Consider the following 19,445-nt stretch of genomic DNA (forward strand, 5'->3'; position numbering starts at 1 on the left):
CCCCGGAACGTCCTTGTCCGGAGCCGGTGACCGCCCGTTGCGCCGAGCCGGGGCAGCCACCTGGGACTCTTCAAAGCCGCGCCACCCACCAACTGCGCCAGGGTCCCCGAAGTTTATGTGGCCATTATGGCCCCATTCCGGCATGCGGAAACAGAGGTGCCTGGCATCCGGCTGAAAGGTCCTGGGCCGGCCAAAAGGTGCTCGCCCATACCCTCCGCTTATTGTCATACCGGCCGCATAGCCTGCCTTCAGAAGCATGAACGTTCTGACAGGGGATGACATGGCTGACCTGGTCCACGAGGCAAACGGCAGGACGCCTTCCCCGCCTGCAGCAGCCGCCCCGGCCCCTGAATCATGCGAGCCGAACGACCCTGGCCGGCCGGAAGTACTGGCAGCAAGCGGCCGGTTCACCGACGACGCCGTCGCGGACTACCTCAGCCGGCTGAGCCGATACGATCTGCTCACTGCCGAGAAGGAAGTAGAACTGGCGCAGGACATCGAGGCAGGGCTTTTCGCGGAACAGCTCCTGGCGCACGGAACCCCGCGGCCCGGCCAGGACGAGAGGGAGCTTCGGGCCATCGCTGCAATGGGCCAGCGAGCCGCCGACGCGATGCTCCACGCCAACCTCCGGCTAGTGGTGTCAATCGCCAAGCACTACACCCACCGGGGCCTCGACTTGGAGGACTTGATCCAGGAAGGAAACCTGGGACTGCACAAGGCCGTCCGCACCTTCGACTTCACCATGGGTTTCAGATTCTCCACCCACGCCACGTGGCACATCCGGAACGCCATCACCCGGGCCCTGGCTGAGCAGGCACGGCTTATCCGGCTGCCGGGTCACGTCCTCGATCAGCTGCAGAAAGTGAGGTCAGCGCAGCGGACGGCCGCTATGACGGGGACCGTCTGCAGCAGGGAAGACCTCAGCCGGCTGACGCACAATTCGGTCGGGAAGGTTGAGTGTCTGCTGACCGTGGACCAGCCAGTCTGTTCGTTGGACTGGCAGGTGTCCGACGGCAAGGGCGGAACCGAAGCCCTGGCAGAACAGCTGATGGATTCATCCGCCAGCGACACGAGCGAGGCGCTCATCCATCAACAAATGCAGGCCCAGGTCCATGCCATACTCCGCATGCTCGAGGACAGGGAGGCCCGGGTCATTGCGATGCGCTTCGGCATGACGGGTGGCGGAGGGCGGAGCCTGGATTCGGTAGCGAAATCGTTCGGCATGACCCGCGAACGCATCCGCAGAATCGAGGTCGCGGCGATGGCGAAGCTCAAGGACCCGTCCCGGTCCAACATCGCGCGGCAGTATCACTTTGACTGCGAAAGCCCGTCCGGCGAGGAGACGGCGTCGGACCCCGCGCCGGCGGCCCTCAGACCCGACGCTCCCGCCACGCCAGCGTCACGGCGAACACCACCGCGCCCAGCCCCAGCATCACGAGCACCATGAGTCCCCAGTTGGCCTGGTTCACGCCGGTGCCGTAGAAGATGCCGATCAGCACCGTCGCGGTGATCGCGCCGAGGTAGCGGCAGGTCTGGTAGATCCCGGCGGCCACGCCCCGCTCCTGCGGCTGGGTGGACACGAACATGCCCTGGCTGGATGCGATGCTCACCACGCAGTACGGCACGCCCAGCAGCGCGGTCAGCGCCAGCACCAGCGGCACGGCCAGGGACGCCGTCAGCAGCCACATCGTCCCTGACGCCCCGACCAGCAGCACGACGCCGGCGATCAGAACTCGCCTCACGCCGAATCGGTCGATCGCGCGGACGGCGAACGGCGTTGCCACCACCGAGATCGCGGCCAGCGGCAGCATCAGCAGCCCCACAATGCCCGGATCGTAGCCGCCGACTTCCTGGAGCAGCTGCGGCAGCCCGAAGAATGCGAAGTAGTAGACGCCGCTGAACAGCGCGAAGCCCAGATAGACCAGCAGAAGCGACCGGTTACGGCCCAGCAGCCGCAGGTCCAGGAACGGCGGGGAGAATCGCAGCTCGCGCCACGCAAACAGCACGCCCAGCAGCATCCCTCCCCCAAGCAGCCACCAGCGTGCCCCGGGCAGCACGTTCAGCAGCGACATCATCACCAAGATCAGGGCGCCGACAAAGGCGAGGATCCCCGGGATGTCCGAATCCCGCAGCAGCTCCGAGGCCTTGCCGCGCTCGCGGACCTCGTCGGCCGGGGCGAACCGCCGGACAACGAACATCGCGGCCAAGGACAGCGGGACGTTGATCAGGAACAGGGCCTGCCACCCGACCAGGCTGACCAGCAACCCGCCGACCACCGGCCCGACGGCGGCCGCGGAAGTGTTGGCCATCTGGATCCGTCCCAGCGGGCGGGTGGATCTGACCTTGGCTTTGCGGGCCAGCGTCCCCACCATGACGACGGCGCTCGGGTACGCGGTCGCGGTGCCCAGGGCCATGAAGGCGCGTGCCACGCACAGCAGGGCGAAGTTGGGCGCGAACGGCGCGAGCGCGCAGGTCACGGCCACCACCGCCATGCCGAGCATGAAGAGCCGCCGCGGGCCGAAGCGGTCCGCCAGCCGGCCCATGAGCGGTTGGCCGGCCGCGGAGGTGAGGTAGAACGCCGTGATCACCCAGGTGACCGTGGCGACGTCGAGCCCGAAATCCGCGCGCAACACCACCAGCGCGACGGCGATCATCGAGGAGTTCAGCGGATTCAGCGCCGTGCCCAGGCTAAGTCCTGCGACAGCGAGGCCGGTTCGGGGAGAGTTGCTCACGGCAACAGTCTGTCCCACAGGGCGGGCGGCGACGAACTCCGTGACGGCGCGTCCGCCCCAAGGCGGCTTGGCTCAGGTCCTCACGGCTTCCGGGCGATCACGTCAAAAATATGCCAGTGCTTGGGTCCCTTGAAGGACTGGCCGTCGTCGTCGAAGACCTCGAACTTCACGATCTCCAAGCCGGCGAAAAGGCCCCGGGCGTCCTCCGCGGTGTGGAAGTTCCACTCGGGGGTGCCGGCCCACGAATCCCGTTCGCCGAAAAGGTTCACCGCGATCACTCCCGACGACCGCAGGGACTGCACCAGCATCCGCCAGAAGGCACCGAAGCGGTCAGGGTGGATGAACGGCAGTGAATAGCTGGCCAGGATCAGCTCCGCCCCGGGGAGTTCGCGGAGGTCCTCGAACGGGGTCACCTCGACGCTCAGGCGTCCGTCCGCATCGGCCGGGAGAATGGCCAGCAGCCGCTCCCGGGTATCGGGGAGCGAGTCGACGGCGTGCACCCGCCAGCCGCCGTCGAGCAGGGCCGCTGTTTCCTTCCCGGCGCCGCAGCCCAAATCAATGGCGAGCCGGCCGTTCCCGGGCTCGGCGGCCGCCATTGCGTCGAGGCAGAGGGGGCGCACGGGACGCGTCGCCTGGGCTGCGTTGTACTCGGTCCAGATTTTGCTCGCCGCGGCACTGTCCACAGGATCAGTTTTCCACGCGCACGAGGGCGGAACCAGAGCGGAGGGGCCGCCGGCCGGCGGCCCCTCCGCAGGGGGACATGCCCAGTGAACGGTCAGAGAACCTTCGACAGAAACGCCTTGGTGCGTTCGTGCTGCGGATTGCCAAGGACCTGCCGGGGAGGACCCGCCTCGACGACGACGCCCTCGTCCATGAACACCAAGGAATCAGCCACCTCGCGGGCGAACCCCATCTCGTGGGTCACGACGATCATCGTCATGCCGCTCCGGGCCAGTTCCTTCATGACGTCCAGGACCTCACCCACCAGTTCCGGATCGAGGGCGCTGGTGGGCTCGTCGAAAAGCATGAGCTTGGGGTCCATCGCCAGGGCGCGGGCAATGGCCACCCGCTGCTGCTGCCCGCCGGAGAGGTGCGCCGGATACGCGTCCCCTTTGTCCTCCAGCCCGACGCGTCCGAGCAGTTCCATCGCCCGGGCGGTGGCATCGGCCTTGGAGATGCCTTTCACCCGCATGGGCGCCAGGATGATGTTCTCCACGGCCGTCAGGTGCGGAAACAAGTTGAAGCGTTGGAAGACCATACCGATGTCCTGGCGCTGGTGGGCCGCTTCCTTGAGCTTGAGCTCGTACAGCTTGCCGCCTTTTTGGCGGTACCCGACGAGTTGCCCGTCAACGGACAGCCGGCCGGCGTCGACCCGTTCCAGGTGGTTGATGCACCGCAGGAAGGTCGACTTCCCGGAGCCGCTCGGCCCGACAATGCAGAGCACCGCACCGGGTTTGACCTCGAGGGTGATCCCCCGCAAAACCTTGTTGAGGCCGAAGCTCTTGGACACGCGCTCTGCGCGGACCATGGGCGTTTCCGTCATCCCTTGCCTCCTGCTTCGTTGCCCGCCGGCGCGTTGGTAATCCCGGGTTTCGCGGATTCCGCTGCGCCCGGCTGTTTGCCCTCTTTCATCCGCCCGGTGCCGCGGGAGAATCTCTTTTCAATGAAGTGCTGCCCCACCATGAGCACCGAGGTAAAGAGGAGGTACCAGATCGAAGCCACAATGAGCAGCGGCACCGGCGTGAACGTGACGGCGGAGATGCCGCGGGACACGCCGTAGAGGTCGACGCTCAGGGGAATGGCCGCCACCAGCGACGTGGTCTTGAGCATCGAGATCACCTCGTTTCCCGTGGGCGGGATGATGAATTTCATCGCCTGCGGCACCACCACATACCGCATGGTCTGACCCCAGGACATGGCCAGGGCCGTCGAGGCTTCCGCCTGTCCCTCGTCCACGGAAAGCAGGCCGGCGCGGACGATTTCGGACATGTACGACGCCTCGTTGAGCGCCAGGCCGATCACGGCGGTGATGAAGAGGTTGGTGAAGATGCCGTTCGGGACGGTAACCCACGGTGTCATGAACGGCACACCCAGGGTGAAGACCGGATAGATCAGCGACACGATGCCCCAGAACACCAGCTGGACGTACACCGGGGTTCCGCGGAAGATCCACAGGTACAGCCAGGCGATGCTCTTCAGCACCGGGTTCGGGGAGAGCCGCATGATGGCCAGGAGCAGGCCGAGGGTAATGGCGGCGGCCATCGAGTACACGGTGAGCGACAACGTCACCCAGGCGGCCTGGCTGATCCTCCGGTCGAAAATGTATTTGCCGACGTCGGCCCAGCCGTAGTCAGGCCGCTGGGCCGCGTCCAGTACAAACACGGCGAGCCCGAGGACGAGGACCACCGCAATGAGGTTCCGCCAGGGATGGCGGAGGGGAACGGCGATGAGGGCCTCCCCCTCCCCGTCGTCGCCGGTGGCGCCCTTCGTGGAGGATGACCCCGGACCTGGTTGTTGCTCGATCATGGCCAGTTACCCCTTGGACGCCACGTTGATGGTCGCGGTCTTGACACCGCCGCTCTCCACGCCCCATTTGGAGAGAATCTTGGTGTAGGTGCCGTCGTCGATCAGCGACTGCAGCGCCTTCTGGAGCACGGGAGTGAACGCGCTGCCCTGGGCGACAGGGATCCCGTACGGCGCCACTTCGAAAGCATCGCCTGCGGTTTGGAGTTTGTCCTTCGTCTTCGAGATTGCGTACAGGGTCACCGGCGAATCGGCGCTCATGGCGTCAACCTGTCCCACCACCAGTGCGTTGGTGGCCTGGTCCTGGGAGTCGTACTTGAAGGTGGTGATGGCCGGCTTACCCGCATCCGTGCAGGCCTTGGACTTGGCGGGCACTTCGTGGGTGTCCTCGTAAGTTGTGGCCTGGACGGCGACTTTCAGCCCGCAGGCGTTTTGCGGGTCCACGGTCTTGCCCTTCGGCGAGGCCCACTGGATGCCGGCCGAGTAGTAGTTGACGAAGTCCACCTGCTTCTCGCGTTCCGCCGTATCGCTGAACGAGGACATCCCCATGTCATCCTTGCCGGCCCGGACGGCAGGAAGGATGTTGTCGAACGTGCCGATATCGAAATTGACCTTCAGCCCCAGGACCTGGCCCAGGGCATTCGTGAGGTCCACCGACCATCCGGCCGGCGCGCCGTTGTCGTCCTTGAACTCATTCGGCGGATAGTTGTTGGCCATCCCGACATTAAGGACGCCCGACGTCTTGATCTTGTCCGGCAACTGGGCGGCAATTGAGTCATTCTTCGGCACGGCGGTGCTGCTGGCAGCCCCGGAGCCACTTCCGGCGGGGGAAGGCTCGCTGTTGTTGACGCACCCCGAGAGCGAAAGTGCCGTGATGACCGTAAGGACCGGGAAGAGGTGCTGGGTGCGCATGGGTTCCTTTGTTGAGTTGGAGTTACTGGATCAACGTCTAAATGCGGGGGCGCACGGGGAGTTCATGGCGTTTCACAGAGCAGTCCCGCCGGGTGCCGCGTCGCCCAGGGTTCTTGCTGCATAACGGAGGTCCCGGACGACTTCGGCGCCCCGGGCCTTCAGCTCTGTGATGCTGGACACTCCCACAAGCGTCATGTTACGCCGCAGTTCCTCGGAAAAGATGCTGATTATGCGGCTCACGCCCGGAGATCCTGCCGCCACCAAGCCGTAGAGGTAGGGCCGGCCGATGGAACAGGCGTCGGCCCCCAATGCCAGCGCCTTCAGGACATCGCTCCCGCGACGAATTCCGGAATCGACGTAAATTTCGATCGCATCGCCCACCCGCTGGCGCGATTCCTGCAGGACATCCATCGGGCTCAGCATGTGATCCAACTGGCGGCCCCCGTGGTTGCTGAGCTGGACAGCGTCCAGGCCGATCTGTGCTGCCCGGACCACGTCTTTAGGGTTGACGCACCCTTTGAGGACAATCTTGCCCGGCCACGCCGCGCGCAGCGCCTCAAGCTCTGGCCAGCCGCTGCTGGCATCTGAATGGCCAAGGATCTGCTGCCACATGGAAGGGGTGACCACCGTGGATGTCGAGGAAACAGGCGCCAGGTTCGGGAAGCTGATTCCCTCCGCTGTGAGGAAGTTGGCCCACCAGGCCGGTCGCCGGGCAAAATCCACCATGGTCGACAGCGTCAGCGCGGGCGGTGCGGTGAAGCCACTCTGCAGGTCCCGTTCCCTGGCGCCAAGCGCACGGGTGTCCACTCCCACGATCAGGGTTTCATAGCCGGCCGTTTTGCACCGGTCCAGCTTGGCGTCCCGGGCGGCCGTATCGCGGGACAGTCCGAAATTGAACCAACGGTCCAGGCCCGGGCAGTGCTCCGCGATCGTCTCCATGGGCACCGTGCTCAACCCCGCCAACCCGTAGGGGATGCCGGCCTTGTCCGCGGCCTGTGCGACAGCCAGCTCACCTTTCGGGTGGAAGATCCGGGTGGCCCCGGTCGGAGTCAACGTCAGCGGCAAGGCACTCGCGCGGCCCAGCAGGGTGGTGCTGGTGTCCGGCCCGGAGACGGGGCCCCAGCTTGGCATCAGCCCCCACGAATCAAACACCGCACGGTTGCGCCGGAGGGTCACCTCGTCTTCAGATCCGCCGTCCAGATAGTCGAAGATGCCGGCAGGCAAAACCTTGCGCGCGGCCTTCCGGTACTCCTCAACGTTGTAAGCGTTCGCCAGCACACGCCGTTGACGCGATAGCACGGGACGCTTCACCTGGATGAGTTGCCTGGCATCGCTAAATTTCACTAAGAGCCTTTCGTCTGCCTTCTTGCGCTAGACCTTCGCGACGGTCATAAGGATCGCGGAGTCCTCCTCGGCCTCAAGGCTGTGCAGTCCAGTCGGCACGATCAGGAGATCCCCGGCCTTACCCTGCCACGATTCCTTGCCGGCCCGCAGGCGGACACACCCCCGGAGAACGAACACGGTCGCCTCGCCGGGGTTCTGGTGCTCGCTCAGCTGCGTTCCGGCTTTGAACGCCATGACGGTCTGGCGGAGGACTTTCTCATGCCCGCCAAACACCGTGTCCGCGGCCCTGCCACTGCCGGCCGCAAGCGCAGCCGCGAGTTGTTGCCGGGCCAGGGCGTCGATCGATATTTTCTGCATGAAGCCACCGTACCCAGAATCGGTTGCCCTGCCGAGGGTCCTATGTCCCGGCGCTCGATTCTCGGCTTCTGCAACGTCCCAGGCTGCGCCTACCCTGAGTCCAAGGGCCAACGCCACCGGCCACGCACGTTTCCGATCGCGGTGCAGCAACGGAGCCGCCACATGACCGATCCCACTCCCGACGACGCCGAGCTCCGTCGGCTCGCGGCCGGCACCTTCGGCCTCGCCCGGCTCCGCGACGGCCAGCTCGAGGGGATGCGCGACCTCGCGGCCGGCCGTGACGTTCTCGCCGTGATGCCCACCGGCTACGGGAAATCCGCGATCTCCCTGATCCCCGCGCTCCTGCTGCACGCCCGGCAGGGGCCCGGCAAGCGGCGCCGGCCCACCGTCGTCGTCTCCCCGCTGATCTCCCTGCAGGAGGACCAGCTGGACGGACTGCGGGAGAAGGCCGGTCCAGACGCCGCCGTAGCAGTCAATTCCTCGCACACCGCCGCCGAGCAGGAGCGGGCCTGGCAGGCCGTGGAAAGCGGCGCGGCCACGTTCTTGTTCCTCGCGCCCGAGCAGCTGGCCAAGACCAGTACCGTGGAGCGCATCGCGGCGCTCGGCATCGCCTTGTTCGTGGTGGACGAGGCCCACTGCGTTTCGGCGTGGGGCCACGACTTCCGGCCCGACTACCTCCGCCTCGGCGAGGTCCGCGAGCGCCTGGGCAACCCGACGACGGCGGCGCTCACAGCCACCGCCGCTCCCCCGGTCCGCGAGGAAATCCAGGCACGTTTGAAGATGAAGGACCCGCTGGTCCTGGTCCGCGGCTTTGACCGCCCCAACATCCGGCTGGAGGTGCTCCGCCACCACGAGGACAAGGAGAAGCGCCGCGCCGTGATCCGGCAGGTGGCCGCGCTGGTCGCCGACATGAAACGGTCCGGGACCGGCGGCGCCGGCCTCCTCTACGCGGCCAAGCGCAAGGACACGGAGAGATACGCCGCGAAACTGGCCAGGAACGGCGTCCGGGCCGAGGCCTATCACGCCGGCCGCACCGCAGCCGAGCGTGAGGACGTCCACCAGCAGTTCCTCGACGGGCGGCTGGACGTTGTGGTGGCGACCACGGCGTTCGGCATGGGGATCGACAAACCTGACGTGCGCTTCGTGCTCCACGCGGACATTCCCGAGTCCCTGGACAGCTACTACCAGCAGATCGGCCGCGGCGGGCGGGACGGCCGGGCCGCCGAGGCAGTGCTGCACTACCGCTCGGAGGACCTCGGCCTGCGCCGCTACTTCGCCACCCACACCCCGGACCCGGACGCGCTCGTCGCCGTCCTCACCGTCCTCAGCAACGCAGGCGAACCGCTGCCCCCGAGCTCACTGGCAGAACAGACGGGGTTCCCCGCCCGGCGCCTCACCGGGCTCCTGAACCAGCTCCAGGACACCGGGGCCGTCACCGCCACCGAGCGCGGTGTCATCCTCGACGCCGCGGCGGACCCGGCAGAGGTGACGGAACGCGCCGTCGAGCTCGCGGCGGCACGCGAACGCGTGGACAAGTCCCGCATCGCGATGATCCGCGGCTACGCGGAGACGCACCGCTGCCGGCGCCAATTCCTGCTGGGCTACTTCGGCGAGGAGCTCCCTGATCCGTGCGGGAACTGCGATACCTGCAGCACTGGCTCGGCGTGCGCGGTGGACCACGACGCCGGCGGGCCCTTCCCGCCTAACTCCGGCGTGGTGCACGCTGTGTGGGGGCCAGGCCAGGTGATGGAGCACGACGGCGACAAGCTCACCGTGCTGTTCGAGAGGGAAGGCTACAAGACGCTGTCCCTGAAGACAGTCCTGGGCCACGGCCTGCTCACGCCGGCACCGTAAAACCCCGCCCCTGGAACGTCACCCGCGGTATCCCAAGCGTGCCCGGCCTGCCCAACCCCAGCTGCCGGAAAAGAGTCTCCCGGACGCTCAGGTCCGTCGAGCCCGTACCTGAAAGCCACTCCGCCGGTTGACGAATTCGCGCAGGCTGGCACCCTCCGCGGCGAGCCAAAAACCTGAGGCATCCGGCATCACGTCGTCGACAATCCCCCGCCGGTAGTGCGTCCCGTGGAGGAACACATCGACTAGCCCGCCCGCGGCACATTCCCAGGGTCCGGTGATCGGCCATTCCTGGCCATCCCCCTCATTCATGGAACACCCTTTCTTCGTTCCGACGGCGGCGATCGGCAGGTCAGGTTCGGGGCTCACGCCGTCATGGCCCCGTCCACTCGACGCGGAATCCCTAACGGGTTGCCCTCCTGCAAGGCAGCGGGGAGAAGTTCGTCGGGTAGGCCCTGATACGCGATCGGTCGCAGGAAGCGGGCGATGCTTGCCGTTCCCACGGACGTCGTAGTGGGTGTGGTGGTCGCGGGGTAGGGGCCGCCGTGCTGCTGGGCGTAGGTGACGGAGACACCCGTGGGCCATTGATTCCAAAGGACCCGCCCGGCCTTCAAGGCCAGCAGCCGCACAAGCTCGGGCACCACACTGTCCTCGTCCTGGCCCTGGATGGTGGCGGTGAGTTGGCCGTCGATGATGCGCGCCACGGCAAGCAGCTCATCCTCGTCCCGGTAAGTGACCACAAGGGCGGTCGGTCCGAAGCATTCGGTGATCAGGCCCTCCGGGTCGGCGAGCACGGCGTCAGCGGTGGTAGCGACAAGGGTGGGGACGGGCGGTTCGGCAAAGGCCTCCTCACTGAGCACTACTGGTACGACGGCGGAATCGTCTAGAAGGCCCTTGAGCACTTCGACATAGCCGCCCTGGATTCTGTCGTTGAGCAGCGGGGCGCCGCCGGGCTGCTCGGCCGAGCGGAGCTGGTCCAGAATCCTGGATTCGGCTGGGACCAGCAGGATTCCGGGTTTGGTGCAGAACTGTCCGGCACCAAGTGTGTAGGAGGCGAGGAATTCCGCGGCAATCTCTTCACTACGCGCCTCCGCCGCGGTCTTGGTGACAAAGACGGGGTTGACGCTGCCCAGTTCGCCGTAGAACGGGATGGGCTCGGGCCGGGACACGGCGAGGTCGAACAGTGCACGTCCGCCGGGGATGGAGCCGGTGAAAGAGGCCGCCTTGATCAGCGGATCCAGCAGCGCTTCGCGGCCTGCCTCTGTTCCGAATACCAGTGATAGCAGACCGTCCGGCGCGCCAACCGCGGAGAGGGCTTCGGCGGCGAGGGCTCCGACGCGCGCGGACAGCCGCGGGTGCCCGGAGTGGACCTTCACTATGACAGGGCACCCTGCCGCGAGCGCTGAGCATGTGTCTCCTCCGGCGACGCTGAAGGCGAACGGGAAGTTGCTCGCTGCGAAGACCACCACCGGGCCAAGGGGTTCCAGGACCCGGCGGATGTCCGGCCGGGCGCCCATGGGCCAAGCAGGATCGGCGTGGTCGATGCGGGCGTCGAGATAACTTCCATCGTCCAGCATCTCGGCGAAGAGCCGCAGCTGGAAGGTGGTTCGCTTCAGCTCGCCAGTGAGGCGGCCTTCCAGCAGGTGGGTCTCCGACTGCGCGAGCGGCACGAGCTCGCCGGCGGCGGCGTCCAGCCGGTCGGCGATGGAGCGCAAAGCATCAGCGCGCCGGGCGGGCGGGGTCGCGGCCCAGGCGGGGGCGGCGTCGGCTGCCTTGCCGAGCAACGAGGCGAGCTCTGCCGCCGTTGTGCTCTCAGGCACGGGCGTTCCGGGTGCTGTCAGCGTGGCGTTTCCGGTTTCCATTACTCTCCTTAAGGTTCCTGATTCGCTTCAATATCGCTGTTTCGAGGCCGGCCAGCTGGCCCGGAATACTGGCGAGGCCGAGTGCCGCCGAAACGGTTGTCGCAGTTCGTCGTTGTGCTGGCCGCGCTCTGCAGTCCAGTCGTCCAGCACGGTGGATGCGGCTTCAGCTATGTGCTGCGCCGGAAACGACCCGATTCGGTCCTGGTTGGAGCTGTATCAAGCCAAATGTCCCGAAGTCCACCGTGGCGGGTCCGTTTAGCGGCGCCGGAACCGGCGTGCACAGCGTTCCGCTCATGACCAGCTCTCCTGCCCGGATAAGTTGTCCCCGCCGGTGCAGCTCGCCCGCGAGCCAGGCAACTGCCGCGGCTGGGTGTCCGAACACGTTTGCCCCCGACCCGGCAGATTCCCTGCCTCCGGCGGAGATGGAAGCCTGTATCTGCGAAAGATCAACTCCCCGCATGTCTATTTCGGCTCCAAGTACGACGCCGGCACCGCTCACGTTGTCCGCGATGAGGGCGCCCAGCCCAGCGGGGCCGCCGGGCCAGCGGCTCTCTACGACCTCGACAGCCAGCAATACTCGCTCGGTTGCGCGAAGGATATCCGCTGCTGTTAAGTCCGGACCGGACACATCTTCACCCAGTACAAACGCTATCTCGGCTTCGAGGGATGGTGACGCCGCAGGTTGGAAACCGGGCCACGCCGATTCGCTCCAGATCGAATGCTGTAAAAGGAAACCTACCGCCGGCGCAGAGGCGCCGAAGTTGGACCGGGCAGCGGCCGACGTTAGACCGATTTTATAACCCGCACGTTTGGCTCCGGCGGCCTCATGAAGCCGGAGGAGCCGGGACTGCACCTCGTAGCCTTCGTCTTCGCTCAAATTGGTGGACCCGGAGAGCGCCGCCAAATGCGTCCCTTGTCCGGCCTCCCCGGAATTTCCCCGAAACAGCCCCTGGGCAATGCTCGACAATTCGAGTTCTCTCGACGCGCTAATCAATTGAATCCTTTCCGGGAAGTGACTTGACTCACTTGCACTTTCACTGACAGCATAGTGCACGTTGCGCATGGCCACTGCATATGTTGCAGTTGTCTAAACCGAGTGAGGGGGCCGGGGAATGAAAATTACGGAAATTGAGACCTTCCACATCGCGCCACGCTGGCTCGTCGTGAAGGTCTCTACGGATAAGGGAACCGTAGGATTCGGCGAGCCAATCGTCGAGGGCAAAGCGCGCACGGTGGAGACGGCAATCCACGAGATGTCCAACTATCTGGTGGGGCAGGACCCGCGCCGGATTGAACACCACTGGCAGGCAATATATCGGGGTGGCTTCTACCGCGGAGGCCCCGTTCTGACCAGTGCGCTCAGCGGGTTGGAGCAGGCTTTTTGGGACATCAAGGGCAAGGGTCTGGGGGTGCCTGTCTATGAACTATTGGGAGGCCATGTCCGGGACCGTGTCTGGATGTATGCGCACTGTCATGGGGATACCGCGGAGGAATTGGCGGCGACAGCCCGGAAGAGGGTGGCTGCCGGTTTTTCCGCCGTGAAGCTCGCACTCGAGGGGCCGGCGTGGCCGCTTGAGACCCCGGACTTTATCGACAAGCAGGTGGAGCGGGTGTCGCTGGTCCGCGAGACGGTAGGGCCCAAGGTCAACATCGCCGTGGACTTCCACGGCCGGGTCGGACCCGCTCTGGCGAACGTCCTGATCTCCGAGATGGAAAGCCTAAAGCTCATGTTCGTCGAAGAGCCTTGCCTTCCGGATAACGCCGACTCGATGGCCGATATTGCCCGGAGGACCAGGACACCCATTGCAACCGGCGAGCGGCTGTTCACGCGGTGGCAATACCGGGAGCTTCTTGAAAAAAACGCGGTCGCCGTCGTGCAGCCGGACCTCTGCCACGTGGGCGGTATTTTCGAAGGCCGCAAAATTGCTGCGATGGCCGAGACGTACAACGTCTCAGTCGCGCCGCACAACCCGTTGGGCCCGATATCGCTGGCTGCGTGCATTCAGCTCGACGCCTGCACTCCCAACTTTTTGATCCAGGAGCATCCAACCCTGGAGGATCTTGGCGACCTTGGCCACGGGATCCTCGTAGACCCCTTCGAAATTGTGGACGGAAGCATATTCCTTCCGTCCGGGCCCGGACTGGGCATTGAGGTCGATGAGGACGCTCTGGCGGCGAAACGAACAAACGGGGAGTGGGAATCCCCCACGCTCCGGCACAAGGACGGCTCGGTTGCAGAGTGGTAACCGGCCATGGGACAACGAACGGGAAGATCATGATGAAACTCAACAAACGCATGTTGGCGGCGCTGCTCGGAGTAGGGCTCGCCGGAACCGGCCTCAGCGCCTGTAGCGGCGGGAGCAGCACCGAAAGCGCCTCGGACGGCAACATAACGCTGACCATCCTCTCGCCCACGGTGGTTGAAAAGCCGGAAAGCACCGTGGAAAAGGGATACGCCGACGCCTATATGAAGGCGCACCCGAACGTGAAGATTGAATTCATGGGCGTTCCGATGAACGATGCCTACGCAAAGATCAGCACCCTTGCCACGGGTGGCCAGATGCCCGACATCTTCGTCAACTCCCCTGAGTTCTCGGCCAAGGCCAAGCAGCTCGGAATTGTCGCCGACATGGACAAACTCATGGGACAGGATTACATCAAGGGATTCGAAGCAGCCCCCTTGAAGCAGGCGACTTCCGACGGCAAACTGCAGTTCGCCCCCTTCTTTACCATCCCCACCGGTTTGCTGTACCGCTCCGACCTCTTCCAGGCGGCGGGCATCACTCCGCCGACCAATTGGCAGGAATTCGAGGACGACGCGAAAAAACTCACCGTCGACACCAACGGTGACGGGAAGACCGACCGCTGGGGATTCGGCATGGTGGGTACGAATGACGGCTCCGGCGGTTCGCGATTCATCCCCGTCATGCGCACCTTCGGCGCCAAGGAACTGACGAAGGACGGCGACAAGTGGACAACCCAGTTCGACAGCGCCGGCGCTGCCAAGGCCTTCCAGCTTTATGGAGACTTGGTCAATAAGGACCAGGCAGTCCCGCCGGGACCGCTGCAGACGGGCTACGCGCAGGCCACCACCAACATGGCCACCGATAAAGCAGCCATGATGGTCACAGGACCGCATACCATCGGCGCCATTCTCGCTCAGAATCCCTCCTTGGCGGGCAAGCTGGCAGGGGCGCCCCTTCCCCACGCCGACGGGCAGAGCTCCGTCTCGGTATTGGGAATGCTCGGCTTCTCCATCTCGGCGGACAGCAAGCACCAGGAAGCTGCGGCCGACTACCTGAAGTTCATGCTCAACAAGGAAAACCAGCTGGCATGGAACAAGGCCACCGGCCGGTTCCCCACCCGCACGGACGCGATCGGCGACCCGCAGATCAACCGGCCGGAGCTGAAGGGCTTTATTGAGGCCCAGACCAACGCCTTTATTCTGCCGGACGCGTCGTTCTACCCCGACATCCAGAAGATTGCCGGTGACTCCTACCAGGCAGTCATGCTCAACAAGATGAGTCCGGAAGAAGCCGCCAAGAACGCGGCGGACAAGACAATGAAGGACATCTCCAACAACGGCTAGCCCGTTCTGGGAGGGGTTTTCCAATCCCGAAAGCCCCTCCCAGGGTCGGCCCCGCGTTTGCAGAGGCCTCCACCCTCGGTGGAAGCCCGTTTACCAGGAAAGCGCACATATGGCAAAGCTGCCCCAGTCAACTGTTGACGAACGAAGAGACGTGCCACCGGAGAGCCCAGGCCTGCCCTCGGATGGCAGCCGCATGAGGAGCAGGATACGCCAGCGAAAGCCGCAGGTCTCGCAGATCGCTGTCCACGAGCAACGGTCCGGACTTTGGTTCATCTCACCTTCGCTACTTATCATGCTGGCGCTGATCGTATATCCCCTGTGCTACGGCCTATACATCAGCCTCTTCAAGACCAATCTCCGCAACCAGTGGAACTTCGTCGGCCTCAAGTACTTCATTGAGTCCCTCTCCGATCCGGACTTTCTCAGGTCTACCGGGATCACCCTGATATTCGCCATCCTCGTCGTTGCCGGCAATCTGGTCGTCGGCACAATCCTTGCCCTAGTGTTGAACTCCAATATCCGCTTCAGGGTCCTCTTCCGGGCCGTGTTGATCCTTCCCTGGCTGTTCCCGGACGTCGTCGTCGCCCTCATCTTCAAATGGATCTACAACCCGCTCTACGGCCTGCTGAACTTCGCGTTACAGACGGTTCATCTGACCGACCAGCCGATCGCGTGGCTCGATGATCCGAACCTCGCCTTTGCGGCCGTCGTCGCCTCCTGCGTGTGGAAGGGCTATCCGCTGGTGATGATCCTGGTGCTTGCCGGGCTCCAGGCGATTCCGAAGGAACGGTATGAAGCGGCTTCCCTGGATGGCGCCGGCGGGTTCAACCAGTTCAGGTTCGTGACTGTTCCGGGTCTTCTCCCGGTTCTGGTCGTCAGCATCATCCTCGACACAGTCTGGTGGTTCAAGCATTTCACCATTGTGTGGCTGATGACCGCCGGCGGACCCGCCGACTCCACCCGGTTGGTAAGTATCGACATCTACCGCGTGGCATTCCAGAACTTCGACTTTGGGCGTGCAGCCGCCATGGCTGTAATTGTCTTTGCTATTTGCTTCATCATCAGTGTTGTTTACAGAAGGGTGGTTCGGGACAATGAGGACTAAAAGCCTGGAGGCGCGCGCCAATCCGGCGTTTTACCTGATACTCGCCGTGTCTGTGCTATTTGTCCTGGTCCCGGTCTTTTGGATGGTCTCAACGGCACTCAAGCCGGAAACTGACCTGTTCTCGTCACCGGTTAAGCTTTGGCCTGCGACACCGGATTTCCAGGCCTTCGTCCGGGTCTTTACGGACTACCCTTTCCTTGATTACTTCCGGAACAGTATTGTCGTGGTCTCCTCGTCCACCCTGATCTCGCTGGCATTTTCGGCCTTCGCCGGATACGGCCTTTCACGGTTCAACTTCAGGGGCAAGGGCTCGTTCCTGACGTTCCTGCTGATCTCACAGATGTTCCCCTCGATTATGCTGCTGATCCCGTACTACAAGATCATGCAGACCTTCGGACTCGTTAACACGCAATCCGCACTGGTCCTGACCTACGTGTCCTTCACCATCCCCTTCTGTTCCTGGATGATGTACGGGTATTTCAAGAACATTCCCCGGGAACTCGACGAGGCCGCCGGTATCGATGGATGCGGACGCTTCCGCACCTTCTGGACAGTCGTACTGCCGCTCAGCCTGCCTGGACTTGTCGCAACGGCCATCTATTCGTTCATCACTGGATGGAATGAATATCTGTTCGCCCTCATCCTGACCAGTTCGGAGGACATGAAAACCGTTCCCGTGGGAATTGGGCAACTGATCGGCCAGTACAAAATCCAATGGAATGACCTTATGGCGGCGTCCCTTTATGCGGTCATTCCGATGATGATCGTTTTCATTTTCCTCCAGCGGTACCTCATCAGCAGCCTCACCGCTGGCGCTGTTAAGAGTTAGGACAAAAAAGTTGGTAAAGATTAAGAGCCTTGAAATTCTCCATGTTAAGCCGCGGTTTTCGTACCTCCTCCTCCATACTGACGACGGCCTGACCGGCATCGGCGAGGCTTCGCTGGAGGGCCGTGACCGGACCGTGGAGGCCGCCCTGCGTGATTTGGAGTACCTGCTGATCGGCGAGGACGCCGAACGCATCGAGTACTTATGGCAGCTGATGTACCGCGCCACGTTTTACCCCGCCGGCGCCGTGATCGGCAGCGCCATCAGCGCTGTAGACCAAGCGTTGTGGGACCTCATGGGCAAGCGGCTCGGAGTACCGGTACACGCCCTGCTAGGCGGCACGGTGCGCGACCGGGCGCGGGTGTACAAACACGTGAACACCCGGGACCACGTTCCGGCTGATCCGTCCCTCAGGGAGTCAGATCTCGAGGAATTCCTGACCTTGGCCCGGACCGCCGTCGCGGAAGGCTACACCATGGTGAAGACGGCCCTTCCTGGACCTGCCCGCTTCCTCGAATCCAGCTCTTTCATTGACCGGCAGGTAGAGCGGTTCACGCTGCTGCGTGAAGCAATCGGGCCGGATGTGGACTTTGCCATTGATTTCCATGGCCGGGTTAGCAGCCCGCTCGCCGTGCAGCTCATCGAAGCCATTGAGCCCTTGCGGCCAATGTTCATCGAAGAACCCTGCCTGCCGGAGGACGTGGACGCCATGGCCGACATTTCCAGGCGCGTCAACGTACCCCTCGCCTCAGGGGAACGCCTCTTCACCCGCTGGGGCTTCCAGCGCCTTCTCGAAAGCCGCGCGGTATCGGTCATCCAGCCGGACCTATCCCATTGCGGCGGAATCTCAGAAGCACGCAAAATCGCTGCCCTCAGCGAGACCTACGGCGTGGGGTTCGCCCCCCACAATCCGCTGGGACCTGTCAACTTGGCCGCGAGCCTGCATTTGAGCTTCACGGTGGAGAACTTCGTGGCCCAAGAGCAGATCACCCTGGGCGAGGGCCTGGTGACCGAGCCTTTTGAACTCGTTGACGGCTATGTCCACCCCTCCAGCCGCCCCGGTCTCGGCGTTGAACTGGATATGGAAGCCATAGAGCCGTTGCTCTACGACGGCAGCTGGAAGCTTCCGCACTGGTTCGACGCACACGACGCGGGAGTCGCGGCATGGTGATCGGTACCAGCCCTCGACAGCTCCAGGCCTACCGGCAGTTGCTGCAGAACGCCGGGGCCCCGGGATCCGACGGCGTCACTACTTCGGCGAAGCTGTTTCCAGACGGAGCACATTATCGTGTGGAAATCCCCAGCACCGAGGGTGTAGCGGGCCTGCAGGCAGTCTTCGCGGCCGCGGACGAATACGGTGTACCTGTCCATCGCGTGTCGCAGGGAAGCGGCACCATGCTGCTCACTGATGACGAAATCAGCGAGATGGCAGGGCTGTGCCACGCCCGCAACGTGGAACTAAGCCTTTTCGTCGGTCCCCGTGCCGCCTGGGACGTGTCCGGGCAGCGTGCATTCGGTGGCAACCGTCTGGAAGGCTCCGACCAGCTCGTATATTCAATGGATGACCTTGCCCGGGCGGCGGATTTAGGGGTCCGTGGGGCGCTGGTGTCCGACGAAGGCGTCCTGCGCGCCGCGTCGATGATGCGCTCGAGCGGGTTGCTGCCGGCGGACTTTGTCCTGAAGGGTTCCGTGCAGTTGATGGCCAGCAATCCTCTCTCCGTTCAAGTCCTGGAAGACGCCGGCCTGGACACGATCAACCTTCCTCCGGGGATGAGTCTGCCGCGCCTGAGTTCTATCCGGGGAGCGGTGGACCTACCGATCGATTTTTATATCGAAGCCCCTGACAACCTCGGAGGATTCGTCCGGCACTACGAAATATATGACCTGATCCGGGTGCTTTCCCCTGTGTACGTCAAGTTCGGCCTTAGGAACCACCCGGACGTTTACCCCAGCGGCGGACATCTCGAGAACCTAACGACCGCCCTGTCGAAGGAACGCGTCCGCCGCGCCCGGATCGGGCTTGACATGTTGGAGCGGCTGGGAAACGACTTCGAGATGTCATCCCTGGACACCCCCGCCCACGTAAGCAAGCTCGGGGTTCCACAACCATCCAGGATAGTCCTCTCGCCCTGATGGTCCGCGGGCGTCCGGAGGCCAGCCAGTTCGGGGGGCAGCGTTTCGCCGGCCGCGTAGAATCGCAATAGGTAGTTGCAAGAAGGCAATTGGCGGGTCGTTCTAACGCAGAAACATTCCCGATGGAAACAAACCGTTCGTTCGGGTCCAACCTTGTGCGCGTTCGCTTCCCCTCTCGGGGATGGACGCGAACGCGCACAGGATGGATCCA

18 protein-coding genes are annotated in these 19,445 nt (G+C 64.1%); 8 read left to right on the plus strand and 10 right to left on the minus strand.

Annotated features, from left to right (window positions below; all coding sequences use genetic code 11):
* Positions 1–256 precede the first annotated feature (256 nt).
* Positions 257–1,447 (plus strand): sigma-70 family RNA polymerase sigma factor, encoded by a 1,191-nt coding sequence (locus tag AC1DES_RS04975; RefSeq protein WP_476894578.1) that lies wholly within the window; start codon positions 257–259, stop codon positions 1,445–1,447.
* Here the strand turns inward: AC1DES_RS04975 and AC1DES_RS04980 are convergent.
* The 7 genes from AC1DES_RS04980 to AC1DES_RS05010 form a co-directional block, all read right to left on the minus strand.
* Entirely contained in the window at positions 1,371–2,732 is a 1,362-nt protein-coding gene (locus AC1DES_RS04980; RefSeq protein WP_476894579.1) for an MFS transporter, read from the minus strand. The genes AC1DES_RS04975 and AC1DES_RS04980 overlap by 77 nt on opposite strands.
* Positions 2,733–2,812: 80 nt before the next feature.
* Entirely contained in the window at positions 2,813–3,415 is a 603-nt protein-coding gene (locus AC1DES_RS04985; protein ID WP_476894580.1) for a class I SAM-dependent methyltransferase, read from the minus strand.
* A gap of 92 nt (positions 3,416–3,507) precedes the next feature.
* Positions 3,508–4,275 (minus strand): amino acid ABC transporter ATP-binding protein, encoded by a 768-nt coding sequence (locus tag AC1DES_RS04990; RefSeq protein ID WP_476894581.1) that lies wholly within the window; start codon positions 4,273–4,275, stop codon positions 3,508–3,510.
* Positions 4,272–5,258 (minus strand): amino acid ABC transporter permease, encoded by a 987-nt coding sequence (locus tag AC1DES_RS04995; protein WP_476894582.1) that lies wholly within the window; start codon positions 5,256–5,258, stop codon positions 4,272–4,274. The genes AC1DES_RS04990 and AC1DES_RS04995 overlap by 4 nt, the downstream gene beginning before the upstream one ends.
* 6 nt (positions 5,259–5,264) lie before the next feature.
* The gene (locus AC1DES_RS05000) at positions 5,265–6,167 is read right to left on the minus strand and encodes an ABC transporter substrate-binding protein (RefSeq protein WP_476894583.1); all 903 of its coding nucleotides are present in this window, start codon (positions 6,165–6,167) and stop codon (positions 5,265–5,267) included.
* A 72-nt stretch (positions 6,168–6,239) separates the two neighbouring features.
* Positions 6,240–7,511: an alpha-hydroxy acid oxidase gene (locus AC1DES_RS05005; RefSeq protein ID WP_476894584.1), complete on the minus strand. Its 1,272-nt coding sequence runs from the start codon at positions 7,509–7,511 to the stop codon at positions 6,240–6,242.
* A 27-nt stretch (positions 7,512–7,538) separates the two neighbouring features.
* Positions 7,539–7,868 carry a cupin domain-containing protein gene (locus tag AC1DES_RS05010; RefSeq protein WP_476894585.1) on the minus strand — a complete coding sequence of 110 codons (330 nt, stop codon included), beginning with the start codon at positions 7,866–7,868 and terminating at the stop codon, positions 7,539–7,541.
* A gap of 162 nt (positions 7,869–8,030) precedes the next feature.
* Here AC1DES_RS05010 and AC1DES_RS05015 point away from each other — a divergent pair, with 162 nt between their 5' ends.
* Complete coding sequence (locus AC1DES_RS05015; protein WP_476894586.1) at positions 8,031–9,722, plus strand: RecQ family ATP-dependent DNA helicase; 1,692 nt, start codon at positions 8,031–8,033, stop codon at positions 9,720–9,722.
* Positions 9,723–9,809: 87 nt separating this feature from the next.
* Here the strand turns inward: AC1DES_RS05015 and AC1DES_RS05020 are convergent, their stop codons facing one another.
* The 3 genes from AC1DES_RS05020 to AC1DES_RS05030 all read right to left on the minus strand — a co-directional run bounded on the left by AC1DES_RS05020 (position 9,810) and on the right by AC1DES_RS05030 (position 12,644).
* Positions 9,810–10,031 (minus strand): hypothetical protein, encoded by a 222-nt coding sequence (locus AC1DES_RS05020; RefSeq protein ID WP_476894587.1) that lies wholly within the window; start codon positions 10,029–10,031, stop codon positions 9,810–9,812.
* 53 nt (positions 10,032–10,084) lie between these two features.
* Positions 10,085–11,581 (minus strand): aldehyde dehydrogenase (NADP(+)), encoded by a 1,497-nt coding sequence (locus tag AC1DES_RS05025; protein ID WP_476894588.1) that lies wholly within the window; start codon positions 11,579–11,581, stop codon positions 10,085–10,087.
* 163 nt (positions 11,582–11,744) lie between these two features.
* A complete protein-coding gene (locus tag AC1DES_RS05030) occupies positions 11,745–12,644 on the minus strand; it encodes a 2-keto-4-pentenoate hydratase (RefSeq protein ID WP_476894589.1) in 900 nt (299 codons plus the stop codon).
* Positions 12,645–12,693: 49 nt separating this feature from the next.
* On the opposite strand from AC1DES_RS05030, the gene dgoD (AC1DES_RS05035) reads away from it, so the two are divergent.
* The 6 genes from dgoD (AC1DES_RS05035) (at position 12,694) to AC1DES_RS05060 (ending at position 19,234) form a co-directional block, all read left to right on the plus strand.
* Entirely contained in the window at positions 12,694–13,827 is a 1,134-nt protein-coding gene (gene dgoD / locus AC1DES_RS05035) for a galactonate dehydratase (RefSeq protein ID WP_476894590.1), read from the plus strand.
* Positions 13,828–13,856: 29 nt separating this feature from the next.
* Positions 13,857–15,170 carry an ABC transporter substrate-binding protein gene (locus AC1DES_RS05040; protein ID WP_476894591.1) on the plus strand — a complete coding sequence of 438 codons (1,314 nt, stop codon included), beginning with the start codon at positions 13,857–13,859 and terminating at the stop codon, positions 15,168–15,170.
* A gap of 109 nt (positions 15,171–15,279) precedes the next feature.
* Positions 15,280–16,275, plus strand: a complete 996-nt coding sequence (locus AC1DES_RS05045) for a carbohydrate ABC transporter permease (protein WP_476894592.1) — start codon at positions 15,280–15,282, stop codon at positions 16,273–16,275.
* Positions 16,265–17,104 (plus strand): carbohydrate ABC transporter permease, encoded by an 840-nt coding sequence (locus AC1DES_RS05050; protein ID WP_476894593.1) that lies wholly within the window; start codon positions 16,265–16,267, stop codon positions 17,102–17,104. The genes AC1DES_RS05045 and AC1DES_RS05050 overlap by 11 nt, the downstream gene beginning before the upstream one ends.
* Before the next feature lie 10 nt (positions 17,105–17,114).
* Positions 17,115–18,272 (plus strand): galactonate dehydratase, encoded by a 1,158-nt coding sequence (gene dgoD / locus AC1DES_RS05055; protein WP_476894594.1) that lies wholly within the window; start codon positions 17,115–17,117, stop codon positions 18,270–18,272.
* Complete coding sequence (locus AC1DES_RS05060) at positions 18,266–19,234, plus strand: hypothetical protein (RefSeq protein WP_476894595.1); 969 nt, start codon at positions 18,266–18,268, stop codon at positions 19,232–19,234. Before dgoD (AC1DES_RS05055) ends, AC1DES_RS05060 begins: the two co-directional genes overlap by 7 nt.
* The last annotated feature ends 211 nt before the right edge of the window (positions 19,235–19,445 follow it).

The organism is Arthrobacter sp. 05T442, assembly GCF_056395945.1.